A 13,534-nucleotide genomic window follows, 5' to 3' on the forward strand; every position below is an offset into this window, starting at 1 on the left:
CGGCTCAGCGCACTTCCTGGATGCGGATCATCGTGCCCGCCGGGTCGCGCACGGCGCAGTCACGCACCCCGTAGGGCTGTTCGGTCGGTTCGGCGACGATGTCGGCGTCGGTGGCCTGCAACCGCTCGAAGGTGCTGTCCAGGTCCGCGGTCGTCAGCACGATGATCGCGTAGGTGCCCTTGGCCATCATCTCGGCGATGGTGCGGCGTTCCTCGTCGGTGGTACCGGGATCGGCGGCCGGCGGATGCAGGACGATCGAGGTACCGGGCTGGTTGGGTGGCCCGACGGTGATCCAGCGCATCTTGCCCGCGCCGACGTCGAGTCGGACCTCGAAGCCCAGGGTGTCGCGGTAGAAGGCCAGCGATTCCTCAGGGTCATCATGCGGGAGGAAGGTGTTGTGAATGGTGATGTCGTTGTTCGCCATGGGATTCACGCTAAATGCAGGCCCACCGCCGGGGCTTCTCGATTCCTGATCGGTTTGGTCACGTTCTTCTCCAGGCAGGACGGCAGGCCTTCGGTGGCTCCGGTGGTCTGAGTCCGGTACACACTCGGTGGCATTCCCACCAGTTCGGTGAACCGGGTGCTGAAGGTGCCCAGCGATGAACAACCGACCGCGAAACAGACCTCGGTCACCGTCAGCTCGCCGCGCCGCAGCAGCGCCATCGCGCGCTCGATGCGCCGGGTCATCAGATAGGAGTACGGCGATTCGCCGAAGGCGAGCTTGAACTGGCGCGAGAGGTGTCCCGCCGACATGTTCACTCCGCGGGCCAGTGCCTCGACATTCAACGGTTGGGCGTACTCGCGGTCCATCCGGTCTCGGACCCGGCGCAGCAGCTTGAGATCACGCAGCCGCTGCTCCGTGGACTCCATGGGACGGACTTTACTGACGTCACACCCGTGCGGTCAGCTGCCGGGGCGACGGGAAGTGTCCAGTGCCCCGTCGATGATTGCCGCCCGCAACGTCAACCGGTCGAACTTGCCGCTGGCCAGGGTGGGGATCCGGTCGGATCCGGTGACCACCCAGCGCGTCGGCACCTTGTAGGCGGACAGCTGTGCGCGCGCGTGCGCGTCCGCTTCGGCCAGATCGAAGCCGGCTCCGGTCGGTACGACGACGGCACAGACCTGTTCGCCGCGCTCGGGATGGTCGATGCCGACCACCACACACTGCGACACCCCGTCCAGGCCCGCGAGCACCGCCTCCACCTCGAGTGGGGAGACGTTGGCGCCGCCGACCTTGATGAGTTCGGTGGTCCGCCCGACGTAGAACAGTCGAGGGTCGCCGGTACGGCGGTACACCCGGTCCCCGGTGTGATACCAGCCGTCGGCGTCGAACACCTCGGCGCGTTCCCGCTTGTGGTAGCCCGCCATCACGCCGACCCCGCGCACCAGCAGTTCGCCGACGGCCCCGTCGGAAACCGGCCGGCCGTCCTCGTCGACGATGCCGATCTCGGTGAAAGCGAAGCCGCCCGCGGTCTCGGACATGGTGCGGTGCACCGGAAATCCGTCGGGCACATCGACCATTGCGATATCGAGCGGACCGTCGCGCAGCATCGGAACGCTGGACAGGTCGCGGGTGCCGAACGATGGATGTTCGCGCAGCCGCTGGGTGAATGCGGGCCAGCCCACGACCCCGGTGGCGTGTTCGGCCTCCACCAGGTCCAGGGCGGTCTCGGCATCGAGTCGGGGCATGACGAGCAAGGTGATCGGTTCGTGCAGGGCGCCCATGGCGGCCAGCAGTCCGCCGATCCAGAAGAACGGCATGGCGCACAAGATCCGGGCGGGGTCCGCCGTCCCGGTGACCGCCCGGATCGCGGCGGGCCAGGTCGAGGTCTGACGCACCAGGGTTCCGTGGGTGTGCAGCACCCCCTTCGGATCCGCGGTGGACCCGGAGGTGTGCACCATGACCGCCATATCGGCGGCGCAGACCTGGGCCTCGGCGGCGGCGAGCACCTCGGCCGGCACGGCGGCCGGCGCATCCCAGCGGCCGGCCCACGTCCTGTCGGTTTCCCCGGTCAGCACGATGCTGCGCAGGTACGGCGCGTCGGGCAGGGCGAGGGTTCCGGCTTGCTGCTCGTGCAGCCCGGGCAGCGCCGCTTCGAATCGTTCGGCGACGTCGATGGCCAGTATCCTATTGGGTGCCAGCAGCAGCCCGATGTCGGCCAGCCGCAACACCTTGGCGATCTCGGCGGGCGTGTAGAGCGTGCTCATCGGCACGACGAGCGCCCCGATCCGGGACAGTGCCAGCCACCACAGGATCCAGTCCACGCCGTTGGGGAAGAACAGCCCGACCCGGCTGCCCTTGCCGACCCCGCCGGCAAGCAGATGACGTGCCAGCTCGGCGGACCGCCGGTCCGCTTCGGCATAGGTCAGCCGGCCGGTCGGCGTGACCAGATAGGTGTGGCCGCCGGATCGGCGCGCCCGGTGCTCAAGCAGGGCCGCAACAGTCAGCGCAGGAAGTGTCACCCTGCGATCTTCGCCGAAGCCGTTCGATCGGTACGGCCGGGTTCAGTTCGCGGTGGCGCCGCAGCCAGCGCGCGCCGCTGCCGGGGGGTCAGGCCGTCCAGCACGGACTGTACGACGTGCCTGGGCGGCATGAACCGGGACAACGCGTGGCGGGGCCGGTCACTGGTGTAGACGAAGGTCGCCGAGTACCGGTCCCCGGTGGTCGGGGCCTTGATCCGGTGCAGGAGACGGGCGGTGTCGACGTACACCGCCGTCCCGGCCGGCCCGGTCACCTGGTGCCAGTCCGATGCCGGCACCGCCCGCGTGACATCCGCGTCCGGGAGAAAAGTGATCCCGGGGCGTACCCGCAGGGTTTGGCGGGCCAGGTCGCTGGCGGCCTGACCGACGAACTCGAACGGACCGGTGCTCTGGTCGACGTCGTTCAGGTACACGATGACCTTGAGCATCCGGCGGTCCTCGACATCGAGATGCCAGTCGCGGACCAGGTGGCGCGATCCGGCGGGTACGGCCCGTTCGGCGCGCACCTCCAGTCCGAGATAGCGCACCGGGAGTCCGATGTGGCGCTCGGCGATATCCAGGTTCTCCTCGGCCAGCCCCCACAAGAACAAAGACGGGTCGTCTTCGAGCAGGCTCAGCGGCAGGTACCCGACCGTCTCGGCGGGGTTGTGGCGGCTCAACCAGTCGATGGAGCGCTGCGCGGCGGCCCGGGCGTGGGTGCCCAGATCGATTTGGCGGGTGGCGATGTGACGGGCCGCCAGAGCCGCGGCGACCGCTTCGTCTGCGGGTCCCAGCGATGGCAGCGCCGCACGGTGCCGCGCCAGGCGCGACTGGTAATTCCGCGTGGTTCTGCTGTGCAGCAGTGCGGAATTGGATAGCCGGCGGGCGATATCGGAAATGCGAAGCCTGATTCCACCGGCGAACTCATCGTACGACGAACCCACAAGGCGCCATGACCGACTCAACCGCGAACCCTTCTCTGCCGGTGCAGCCGTCGCCAGCGTCTCTGGTGAAGAACTGAAATCCATTGGTAGCAGCGATCATATGGCGCAGTCCGTGGGCATCGCACCTCGGTTGGGTGGCTGGAACCGCAGTTCAGGACGCTACCGGAGAGCGCCGGTTGTTTCGCAAATCAAGAATCGTTCGCCACGGCCGGGTTCCCGACAACCGCCGGTGTCAAACGAGCACGTGAACGCTCAAGTCTTGGTGTATGCGCCGAATAGCCCAGCGGCCGGCGGCAAAGCCCGGGCCAGAAGCTGTGAATTTTGATAGACAGGAGATGTGTCGGGGATTCTGGGCGCCGGGTGGGACTGCCTTGTGCGAGTGCTGTGGCGGATGCTCGACCACCCGAAGGGGGTCGGCTCGATACTCGCCGCGATGACGTCCCTCGCCGTCGTCGTGGGCGGTGGGGTGGCCCGGGCCGAGCCGCCGCGGCCTGCGGCACTCGATTTCGGCGGTCTGGTCCGCACATATGAGTTGCACATCCCCCCGGGGGTGACCCGCCCGTCGGCGCTGGTGGTCAACCTGCACGCGGCAGGCGCGACCGGCCGTGATCAGGCCGCGCTGACCCACTACGACGCCGTCGCCGACGCACACGGTTTCGCCGTGGTGTATCCCGACGGGATAGACATGAGCTGGGCCGATGGCCGCGGCGCCTCCGTGCCGGACCGCCAAGGCGTCGACGACGTCGGATTTATCTCGGCGTTGGTGTCAAAGCTGTTGTCCGACTATGGAATCAGCCCCGGCCGGGTGTTCATCACCGGGTTGTCGGCCGGAGCATTCATGGCAAATCGGCTGGCGTGCGACCGGGCAGATCTGTTCGCCGCCATCGCCCCGGTGGCCGGCACGCTGGGCTCGAATGTGAGCTGCGCGCCCGCGCGTCCGGTCTCCGTGCTGGCCAGCTACGGCACCGCCGACCCCATCGTGCCGTTCGACGGCGGTCCGATGGTCGGCCGCGGTGGTGCCAGTGACATCCTCTCGGCGCCGGCCATGGTGCAGCGCTGGCGCCAACTCAACGGGTGTGCCGATGCGCCCCTGCAGAATTCGCTCGCGCCCAGTGGTGACGGGACGCAAACCGACCGGATCACCTTCCCGCAGTGCGCACCGGGGGGCGAAGTGGTGTTCATGCGGGTCGACGGTGGCGGCCACACCTGGCCCGGCGCCCCGGAGGTGCTGCCCGCCCAAGCCGTCGGCCTGGCCAGCCGTGGGTTCGACGCCTCCGATGCGTCCTGGCAGTTCTTCGACTCACACGGCCGCTGAGTCCGGCTCGATCCATTGGCCGTGCGGCGCGGTCGCGACCAGATGCCCAAGGCCCACCTCGTCGAAAGCTGTCACGAACTCGTCGAGGCCCTCGCTGAAATGAGCCCAGCCATCCAGGTGTGCAGGAATGACCACCTTGGCGCCCAACACCTCGGCGGCGGCCGCGGCGCGCTGGCCCGTCAGCGTCAGCGGGCGGTTGCGCTCCTTGGCCGCGACCCTGGCCGCACCGGCGAACAGCACGGCGATGTCGATCTCGCCGACCCGTTCCCGGATGGACCGGACCGCGCCGATCGAGGCGTTGTCGCCGCTGAGGTAGATCGTGGGAATGCCGTTGCCGCTGAGCACGAATCCGGTGACCTCACAGTTGACGAACCCGCGCTCGTCGCGCTGCCCGTCGGCCGGGCCGTGCACCGCGGGCACCGCCTGTACGGCGACGGCGTGACCGTGCCCACCCTGCAGGTCGACGGTTTCCCAGGGTTCCAACCCGCGCGCCGTCGGGCCGAGGCGCAGCGCCGCCCGCGGGTGGGTCAACAACACGGGAACGCTCTGCGCGAAGGCCCGCCCTGAGGTGTCCAGATTGTCGGGATGTTCGTCGTGGCTGACCAGCACCACGTCCACCGCGCCCAGCTGTTCGGCGCCTGCGGCGGGGCCGGCGGTCTTGGTGAGGTAGCGGTGTTCGCCCGGGGGGTCGAAGGTCGGGTCGATCACTATTCGCAACCCGGCGACGTCGATGACCGTCGTCGGGCCGCCCAGCACGGCGAAGCCCAACCCGCGCCGGCGCGCGTCGATGGTGTCTGGCATGGGAGGTCAGCGTAGCCGGACGCTGCGGCGCCTATTCAGGATCGTCCTGAGTTTTTCCCTCGTGCGGACCCTGGTCCTCTTCGTACTGTCACCACACGTGATGCCTTCTGCCCTCTCGCGCCGCCGTGCGCTGCAATTGTTCGGACTCGCCGGGGGAGCGGCACTGCTCGGGCCCGCGCTGGCCGCCTGCGGATCCTCGGGCGCCGGCCACAGCCTGGCCGCCAATACCGCGGTGACCGGCAAGTTCGCCGGCGTGGCATTGAAGCTACTGGTCAACCAGCCGCACGTGACCTCCTTCCGCGATGTGCTGGCGCCGGCATGGAACCGGGAAACCGGTGGCACCCTCGAGGTGACGGCGGCGCCATATGATCAGCTGACCAGCAAGCAGATTCTCGATGTGCAAAGCGGCACAGGCGAATTCGATGTGTTCGATTACTTCTATTTCGGGCTCGGGGACCTGGTGGATGCCGGTGCCCTGGTCGACCTGACCGATTGGATCAACGGCAACAAGTCCGCGATCGGGGTGGATGGCTACCTGAGATCCATCTACGACCCGTACACCCTGCTGGACGGCAAACGCTACGGCTTGCCCTACGACGGTGACGTGCACATCCTGTTCTACAACGCCGAATTGCTGGAGCGGCACAAGCTCGAACCGCCCAGGACGTGGGACGACTACGACGCCATCGCCGCGAAGATCACCAAGGACTCCCGCGGCGCGGCGTACGGCGCCATCGTCTCCGGTCAGCAGGTCCCGATGATCCTCGGCTGCTCCTACATCAACCGGCTGACCGGGTATGGCGGCGAATTGGTCGACAGCGCTGGGAAACCCACGCTCACCTCGGACGCCTCGGTGGCCGCGCTCAAGCATCTGGTCGACGTCGCGCCGGTGGCGCTGCCGACACCGTTGCAGGTCGGTTTCGACCAGGCCAACACCGCGTTCCTCACCGGGCAGGGAGCGTTGCTGGACACCTGGACGGACATGGCGCTGCGTGCCGAGGATCCGACGGCCTCCAAGATCGCCGGTCGCTGGGGCGCGGTGTCGCTGCCGGTCGGTGGCGCCAACACCACACCGCGCGCCGCGCTGGATGCCGGATTCGGGCTGGGCATCTCCACCGCGTCCAAACACCAGGACGCGGCCGCGGCGTTCCTGAACTGGGCGACCGCGACACCGCAGAATCTGAAGGTGTCCTCGACCGCGGGAGCCGGAATCGACCCGGTGCGCGGCGAGGTGCTCGATTCGGACGGCTACGCGAAGGTCGTGACCAAGGCGATCGTCCCCATTCGCGAGGGCCTGAACGGAAATCCGTTGGTGTGGCCCAAGGAGAAGGGCGCCCCGAAGCGATTGCAGGATCTGGTGGACCAACTGGCGCTGGCCATCGCGGGCACGCAGACCGTCGAGCAGTCGCTGGAGAACGCGCAGAAGAGCTGGGAGAGCGCCGCGACATGACGCGACGCGTCCCGCTCTGGCTGGCCGCGCCGGCCGTCGCCGGACTGGTGTTGTTCCTGGTCTACCCGACCGTGTACCTGGTGGGACTGGCAGTCACCGATTCCTCGCTGGCACATCCCCTGCGTGCGTTCAGCGGTGCCGACAACTTCCAGAGTGCCTTCGCCGCACCGGCATTCGGGCCATCACTGTGGCGGTCCACGTTGTTCGCCGGGGTCGCCACCATCCTGACCACCGGCCTGGGTCTGGTGCTGGCGCTGCTGCTGCGCGCCCGTGGTCCGCGGTTCGGCGCCGTCGGCGTGTTGTTGTTGCTGCCGCTGGTGACCGCCCCCGTGCTGATCGGGGTGTCCTGGAAACTGTTGCTTGCCCCCGTCGGCGGCGGTCTGGCCGGCCTGTTCGCCGCCGTCGGTCTGGGTGGTTTCAACCCGTTGGGGTCGGGAGCCGGCGCGTTCGTGGTGCTGCTGGTGATCCATGTCTGGCAGTGGACCCCGTTCGCAATCCTGATCCTGTTCGCCGCCCTCGGCGTGGTGCGCCAGGAACTGGTCGAATCGGCGCGTATCGACGGCGCAGGACCGTGGCGCACCTTCACCACCGTGACGTGGCCCGCGATCGCACCGACCGCGCTGGCGGTACTGATACTGGAGTTGGTGATCGGGTACAAGGTGTTCGATCTGATCGTCGTGATCACATCGGGCGGTCCGGGTTTCGCCACCACGCTGACGCCTTACGTCATCTACCAGACCGGCCTGCGAGGCAGCTTCGACATGGGTACCGCGGCCGCCCAGACGCTGGTGTTCGCCTTCGTCGTCGGGGCGGTGGCGACGGTGCTCACCAAGGCACGAGCCCGCGCAGTCAAGGCCGAGCAGTCATGAGGGCACGCTGGTTTGCGTGGGCCGCGCTGGTCGCGGCCGTCGTCCTCGCGCTGGTGCCGATCGGATACCTGGTCTCGCTGTCGGTGCGCCCGCCCGGCGATGTGCTGAATTCCAGTCTGCTGCCGAGTGAGTGGACATGGCACAACTTCGTCACGGTGTTCGACACCATCCCGCTCGGTTCGATGCTGCAGAACTCCTGGATCTCGGCGATCGGTGCTGCGCTGCTGGCCGTGCTGATCGCCACGCCCGCAGCATATTTCACCGCACGCCGAGTACGAGGTGAGCGGCTGCTGACCGCACTGCTGGCCGGCTACTGCGCCCCGCCGGTGGTGGCGATCATCCCGCTGTTCTTTCTGCTGCGCGACGTCGGGCTGACCAATCACGTGCTCGGGCTCGTCGTCGTCAACGGCGTGGCCAACGTGCCCGTCGCCGCGTGGCTGCTCGACGGGTTCGTGCGTCGCATCCCCGTCGAGATCGACGAGGCAGCGGTGATCGACGGACTGAGCGTCGCCGGCGCTTTCCGCAAAGCGGTGCTGCCGCTGCTGTGGCCGGGGATCGTCGCCGCCCTGCTGGTGGTTTTCTTCTTGAGCTACAACGATTTTCTGTTCGCCGTATATCTCGCTGTCACGAAGGAGAGTCAGACGTTGACCGTCGGCTTGTCGCTGTTCCAAGGCGATCGCAACGTTCAGTTCGGTCAACAGGCCGCGGCCGGTCTGCTCGGGATCCTGCCGGTGTACGTGCTGGCGCTGGCCGCGCAGCGATTCCTGGTCGGCGGCCTGGCCGCGGGGGCCACCAAATGACCACCGTCGAGCTGAGCAACATCACCAAGAGCTACGGGGGTAGTGCTGTCGTCGACGGACTCGATCTGGTGCTGGCCGATGGATCGCTGACCGTGTTGGTCGGCCCGTCCGGCTGCGGTAAGTCGACCACCCTGCGCATTGCGGCGGGCCTGGAGGCGGCCGACGGGGGCACCGTGCGCATCGATGGCCGCGATGTCACCAGGGCCGCGCCGAAGGATCGCGATGTGGCCATGGTGTTCCAGAACTATGCGCTGTACCCGCATCTGACGGTGGCGGGCAACATCGCCTTCCCGCTGCGCAATGCGGGGATCGGTAAGGACGCCGCGGCGCAGCAGGCCCGCGCCGCGGCGGCCCGCGTCGGTATCGAGGACCTGCTGGCGCGTAAACCTCGGCAGCTCTCCGGTGGTCAGCAGCAGCGGGTGGCCATCGCCAGGGCGCTGGTGCGCACCCCGTCGGTGTTTCTCTTCGATGAGCCGTTGAGCAACCTGGACGCCAAACTGCGGGTCGAGCTGCGCTCCGAGATCCGGCGCCTGCAACAGGAACTCGGCATCACCGCGCTGTATGTGACACACGACCAGGAGGAGGCGATGACGATCGCCGACCAGCTGGTGGTGCTGCGCGCCGGCAGGATCGCACAGCGCGGGACACCTGAGGAGCTCTACCGTGCCCCGGCGAACACCTTCGTCGCCGGCTTCATCGGCTCACCCGGCACCAATCTGATCGATGGCACGGTCCGCGACGGCGTCTTCACCACCGACGGATTGGCATGGCCGGTCACGGCGGCGGGGATCGAGGGCCCGGTCACGTTCGGCGTCCGGCCCGAGGATCTGATCGTGGCACCGGATCGAGACGGTGACGCCCGCGTCGAGCTGGTCGAGCTGCTCGGCCCGCGCTATGTGGTGATCGTGAAGGCGGGGCAGCGCCGGCTCACCGCGGTGGTGGAGGCGTCGGCGGCGGCGAGTTGGCCGACCGCACCCGCCCCGGGCGATCCGCTGCGCGTCGACGTGCGCCCCGGTCGGGAACATCTTTTCGACGCCGTCACCGGAGCCCGCGTGTGATTTCGGCGCGCTCACCCGCACTGGGCGCGGGTGAGCGCGCCGAAACCGCGCTACTTCTTGATGTCGAACCGGTCGGCCTCGGCCACCTTGACCCAGGCCGCGACGAAGTCGTCCACGAACCGCTGCGCCCCGTCGGCTTGGGCGTACACCTCGGACACCGCTCGCAGCACCGAATGTGAGCCGAAGACAAGGTCATTCGCCGTTGCCGTCCACCGCAACGCACCGGTGGCGCGGTCGCGGCCCTCATAGACGTTCTCCTGCGACTCCGCGGGCTTCCACTCGGTGCCGATGTCCAGCAGGTTGACGAAGAAGTCGTTCGTCAACGTGCCGGGCCGGTCGGTGAACACCCCGTGCTTGGTGCCGCCGTGATTCGCCCCGAGCGCCCGCAGACCGCCGACCAGCACGGTCAATTCCGGACCGGTCACCCCCAGCAGGGCGGCCCGCTGCAGCAGCAGTTGCTCCAGCGGAACCTTCTCGCCGGGCCGGACATAGTTGCGGAAGCCGTCGGCCCGCGGCTCCAGCACCGCGAACGACTCCACATCCGTGTTCTCCTGGGTGGCGTCGGTGCGGCCCGGGGTGAACGGGACCGTGACCGACACCCCGCCGTCCTTGGCGGCCTTCTCGATCGCCGCGTTGCCGGCCAGCACGATGACGTCGGCCAGCGACACCTTCTTGCCGCCGGCGGCGTTGAAGTCCTGCTGGATCCGCTCCAGCACCGGCAGCGCCTTCTGTAACTCGGCCGGCTCGTTGGCCTCCCAGTGCTTCTGCGGTTCCAGGCGCACCCGGGCACCGTTGGCGCCACCACGCTTGTCGGTGTTGCGATAGCTCGACGCCGATGCCCACGCCGTCTTGACCAGCTGGGGCACCGAAAGTCCGGAGTCCAGGATCTTGCTCTTCAGCGTGGCGGCGTCGGCGTCGTCGATCAGCGGCCCCTCGACGGCGGGTACCGGGTCCTGCCACAGCTGTGGCTCGGCGACCCATGGGCCGAGGTAGCGGGTGATGGGCCCCAGATCGCGGTGCAGCAGTTTGTACCAAGCCTTCGCGAACGCCTCGTTGAGCTCCTCCGGATGGTCCAGCCAGCGCCGGGTGATGGCACCGTAGATCGGGTCCACCCGCAGGGAGACATCGGTGACCAGCAACGACGGCTTGCGATTCGGGCCGCCGAACGGATCTGGGATGATCGCCTCGGCGTCCTTGGCCTGGAACTGCCACGCGCCGGCCGGGCTCTTGGTCAGCTCCCACTCGTAGCCGTAGAGGATCTCCAGGAAGGAGTTGCTCCACTTGGTGGGGGTGGGGGTCCACACCACTTCCAGGCCGCTGGTGATCGTGTCGCCGGCCTTACCGGAGCCGAACGGGCATTTCCAGCCCAGGCCCTGCTGCTCGATCGGGGCGGCCTCAGGCTCGGGACCCACCAGATCGCCGGGACCGGCGCCGTGCGTCTTGCCCAGGGTGTGGCCGCCCACGATCAGCGCGGCGGTCTCCTCGTCATTCATGGCCATCCGGCCGAACGTCTCACGGATATCGTGCGCGGCCGCGAGCGGATCCGGTTTGCCCTCCGGCCCTTCGGGATTCACGTAGATCAGGCCCATCGTGGTGGCACCGAACGGTTGCGCCAGCTCACGCTTGTCGCCGGCGTTGGTGCCGCCGTACCGCTTGTCGGTGCCCAGCCAGGTGTCCTCCTCGCCGAACAGCACCTCCTCGGGCTCCCACACGTCCGGCCGGCCGAACCCGAAGCCGAAGGTCTTGAAGCCGGCCGACTCCAGCGACACGTTGCCTGCGAGTACCAGCAGGTCCGCCCAGGAGATCTTGTTGCCGTACTTCTGCTTGACGGGCCAGAGCAGGCGCCGGGCCTTGTCCAGGTTGGCGTTGTCGGGCCAACTGTTCAGCGGCGCGAAACGCTGCAGACCCTGGCCGCCACCGCCACGGCCGTCGAAGATGCGGTAGGTGCCCGCGGCATGCCAGCTCATCCGGATGAACAACCCGGCATAGCTGCCGTAGTCGGCGGGCCACCAGTCCTGTGAGGTGGTGATCACCTCGAGCAGATCCGCCTTGAGTGCCTCCACGTCGAGCTTGGCGAATTCCGCCGCGTAATCGAAGGTGTCGCCCAGCGGGTTGGAATACGGCGAATGCGGGTGCAGGCGCGAGACATCGATCTGCTCGGGCCACCAGTCCTGATTCGTCAGCGGCCCGTGCGCCTTGGGCTTCGGCGACGCGATGGCCGGGTTTTCGCTCTCACTGTTGCTCGCGGTACCGGCGTCGGAGTGCGGCGGGCGGCTATCGGAGGTATCGGATGACACAGAATTTCCTTCCGGGTGGGTGATGGGCTGTGATCACGGTTGCGATCGGGAAACTGTCGTCGAACACTCGGGGCATACGCCCCAGTAGATGACCTCCGCCTCGTCCAGCAGGAAGCCTTCGAAGGCACCGTCGAGGTCGGAAGGGGTCAGGCATGGCGCCGCGCCGACCGCGCAGTCGATATCGGCGATGGTGCCGCAGTGCCGGCACACGACGTGGTGGTGGTTGTCGCCGACCCGGGTTTCGTAGCGGGCCACCGAACCCGATGGCTGGATGCGGCGCAGCAAACCGACCGTGGTCAACGCGTTGAGCACGTCGTACACCGTCTGCCTGGATACCTCGGGGAGAACCTCCCGTACCGCGACGAAGATGGTCTCGGTGTCGGCGTGCGGATGGGTGCGCACCTCGTCCAGCACGGCGATGCGGGGCCGGGTGACGCGCAGTTGGGCTGCGCGAAGTTGTTCCGCGAAATCCGACCGTGACTCCACGGCATCACTATTGCCCGGTATCTGGACTCGATAAACATTTTGTGTGGGGCCTGCGTATAAGTGCGGGGCCGGCACAAAATGCCGCGGCGGGGTGTTGTTGGTTGCGGGGGATCGACGGAAGGCGGCTATGAAGATTCGGTTCGGTGTGGGACTGGGAGCCGACGTCGGCCCCGCGGAACTGCCCGCCATCGTCGATCAGCTCGAAACCGCGGGAATCGACTCATTGTGGTTCTCCGAGTTGGTGTTTTCCCGCGCCGTCGATCCCGTCGTGGGTATGACGTATGCGCTGGCCCGGACGAAACGGCTCAAGGTCGGCACGTCGGTGGCCGTCCTACCGGGCCGAAATCCCGTGCTGGTGGCGAAGGAGCTCACGTCGCTCGCGACGCTGGCGCCCAAACGGGTTCTGCCGGTGTTCGGTTTGCGCTCCGCGTCACCGGCCGAGCGGGACCTGTTCCCGGTTCCCGAGGGCCGCCGTGCCGCCGTGTTCGACGAGGCGCTCACGCTGTTGCGGAAGGTACTGCGTGAAGACGATGTGACGTTCACCGGCGATTACCATCGGGTTCGCGGCGCTGTCATCGCACCGAAACCTTCGGTGCCGCTGGACATCTGGGTCGGCGGAGCGTCTCCGGCGGCGTTCCGGCGGATCGGCGCGCTGGCCGACGGCTGGCTGGGCAGTTTTCTGACGCCGACGGAGGCGGGTCGGGCGCGGGCCGCCATCATCGAGTCCGCCGAACGGGCCGGCCGGGTGATCGAACCCGATCACTACGGCATCAATCTCGCGGTCGGCGCGGGTGAGCTGCCGGAGGCAGTGGCCGCCGCAGTCCGGGCCCGGCGTCCCGATCTCGATCCGGCGGAGCTGGTCGCGCCCGACTGGCCGACCCTGCACCGGCGGCTCGATGAGTACGTTGCCGCGGGTCTGACGAAGTTCGTGGTGCGGCCGCTGGAGGCATCCGGTACTGCCGACTTCGTGGACAGATTCGCGCGGGAATTGTTGCCCCGGCAGAACTGAGGATCTGGGCGTTCGCGTTGACGCGGGAGCGGACGGGCGGGGAGG

13 protein-coding genes are annotated in these 13,534 nt (G+C 68.0%); 6 read left to right on the plus strand and 7 right to left on the minus strand.

The window, feature by feature from the left end:
* Positions 1-4 precede the first annotated feature (4 nt).
* The 4 genes from ACXPWS_RS14840 to ACXPWS_RS14855 are packed head-to-tail and all read right to left on the minus strand — an operon-like array spanning position 5 to position 3,404.
* Positions 5-424 carry a VOC family protein gene (locus ACXPWS_RS14840; protein ID WP_458713147.1) on the minus strand — a complete coding sequence of 140 codons (420 nt, stop codon included), beginning with the start codon at positions 422-424 and terminating at the stop codon, positions 5-7.
* A gap of 5 nt (positions 425-429) precedes the next feature.
* Complete coding sequence (locus ACXPWS_RS14845) at positions 430-870, minus strand: helix-turn-helix transcriptional regulator (protein ID WP_458713148.1); 441 nt, start codon at positions 868-870, stop codon at positions 430-432.
* Between the two features lie 33 nt (positions 871-903).
* Positions 904-2,463 carry a class I adenylate-forming enzyme family protein gene (locus ACXPWS_RS14850; protein ID WP_458713149.1) on the minus strand — a complete coding sequence of 520 codons (1,560 nt, stop codon included), beginning with the start codon at positions 2,461-2,463 and terminating at the stop codon, positions 904-906.
* Complete coding sequence (locus ACXPWS_RS14855) at positions 2,460-3,404, minus strand: phytanoyl-CoA dioxygenase family protein (protein ID WP_458713150.1); 945 nt, start codon at positions 3,402-3,404, stop codon at positions 2,460-2,462. The genes ACXPWS_RS14850 and ACXPWS_RS14855 overlap by 4 nt, the downstream gene beginning before the upstream one ends.
* Before the next feature lie 433 nt (positions 3,405-3,837).
* On the opposite strand from ACXPWS_RS14855, the gene ACXPWS_RS14860 reads away from it, so the two are divergent.
* The gene (locus ACXPWS_RS14860; protein WP_458713546.1) at positions 3,838-4,719 is read left to right on the plus strand and encodes an extracellular catalytic domain type 1 short-chain-length polyhydroxyalkanoate depolymerase; all 882 of its coding nucleotides are present in this window, start codon (positions 3,838-3,840) and stop codon (positions 4,717-4,719) included.
* Here the strand turns inward: ACXPWS_RS14860 and ACXPWS_RS14865 are convergent.
* Positions 4,705-5,508, minus strand: a complete 804-nt coding sequence (locus ACXPWS_RS14865) for an MBL fold metallo-hydrolase (protein WP_458713547.1) — start codon at positions 5,506-5,508, stop codon at positions 4,705-4,707. The two genes, ACXPWS_RS14860 and ACXPWS_RS14865, sit on opposite strands and share 15 nt — an antisense overlap.
* 112 nt (positions 5,509-5,620) lie before the next feature.
* Here ACXPWS_RS14865 and ACXPWS_RS14870 point away from each other — a divergent pair, with 112 nt between their 5' ends.
* The 4 genes from ACXPWS_RS14870 to ACXPWS_RS14885 are packed head-to-tail and all read left to right on the plus strand — an operon-like array spanning position 5,621 to position 9,697.
* On the plus strand, positions 5,621-6,970 hold the full coding sequence (locus ACXPWS_RS14870) for an ABC transporter substrate-binding protein (RefSeq protein WP_458713548.1): 1,350 nt from the start codon (positions 5,621-5,623) through the stop codon (positions 6,968-6,970).
* Positions 6,967-7,839, plus strand: a complete 873-nt coding sequence (locus ACXPWS_RS14875) for a carbohydrate ABC transporter permease (protein WP_458713151.1) — start codon at positions 6,967-6,969, stop codon at positions 7,837-7,839. The genes ACXPWS_RS14870 and ACXPWS_RS14875 overlap by 4 nt, the downstream gene beginning before the upstream one ends.
* The gene (locus ACXPWS_RS14880) at positions 7,836-8,639 is read left to right on the plus strand and encodes a carbohydrate ABC transporter permease (RefSeq protein ID WP_458713152.1); all 804 of its coding nucleotides are present in this window, start codon (positions 7,836-7,838) and stop codon (positions 8,637-8,639) included. Before ACXPWS_RS14875 ends, ACXPWS_RS14880 begins: the two co-directional genes overlap by 4 nt.
* Positions 8,636-9,697 carry an ABC transporter ATP-binding protein gene (locus tag ACXPWS_RS14885; RefSeq protein WP_458713153.1) on the plus strand — a complete coding sequence of 354 codons (1,062 nt, stop codon included), beginning with the start codon at positions 8,636-8,638 and terminating at the stop codon, positions 9,695-9,697. Before ACXPWS_RS14880 ends, ACXPWS_RS14885 begins: the two co-directional genes overlap by 4 nt.
* 50 nt (positions 9,698-9,747) lie before the next feature.
* Here ACXPWS_RS14885 and katG read toward each other — a convergent pair whose 3' ends face one another.
* Both katG and ACXPWS_RS14895 read right to left on the minus strand, forming a co-directional pair.
* The gene (gene katG, locus ACXPWS_RS14890) at positions 9,748-11,994 is read right to left on the minus strand and encodes a catalase/peroxidase HPI (RefSeq protein WP_458713154.1); all 2,247 of its coding nucleotides are present in this window, start codon (positions 11,992-11,994) and stop codon (positions 9,748-9,750) included.
* 33 nt (positions 11,995-12,027) lie between these two features.
* A complete protein-coding gene (locus tag ACXPWS_RS14895; protein ID WP_458713155.1) occupies positions 12,028-12,480 on the minus strand; it encodes a Fur family transcriptional regulator in 453 nt (150 codons plus the stop codon).
* A 127-nt stretch (positions 12,481-12,607) separates the two neighbouring features.
* On the opposite strand from ACXPWS_RS14895, the gene ACXPWS_RS14900 reads away from it, so the two are divergent.
* Positions 12,608-13,489 carry a TIGR03854 family LLM class F420-dependent oxidoreductase gene (locus tag ACXPWS_RS14900; RefSeq protein ID WP_458713156.1) on the plus strand — a complete coding sequence of 294 codons (882 nt, stop codon included), beginning with the start codon at positions 12,608-12,610 and terminating at the stop codon, positions 13,487-13,489.
* The last annotated feature ends 45 nt before the right edge of the window (positions 13,490-13,534 follow it).

The sequence above is a fragment of the Mycobacterium sp. BMJ-28 genome (genome assembly GCF_054404835.1).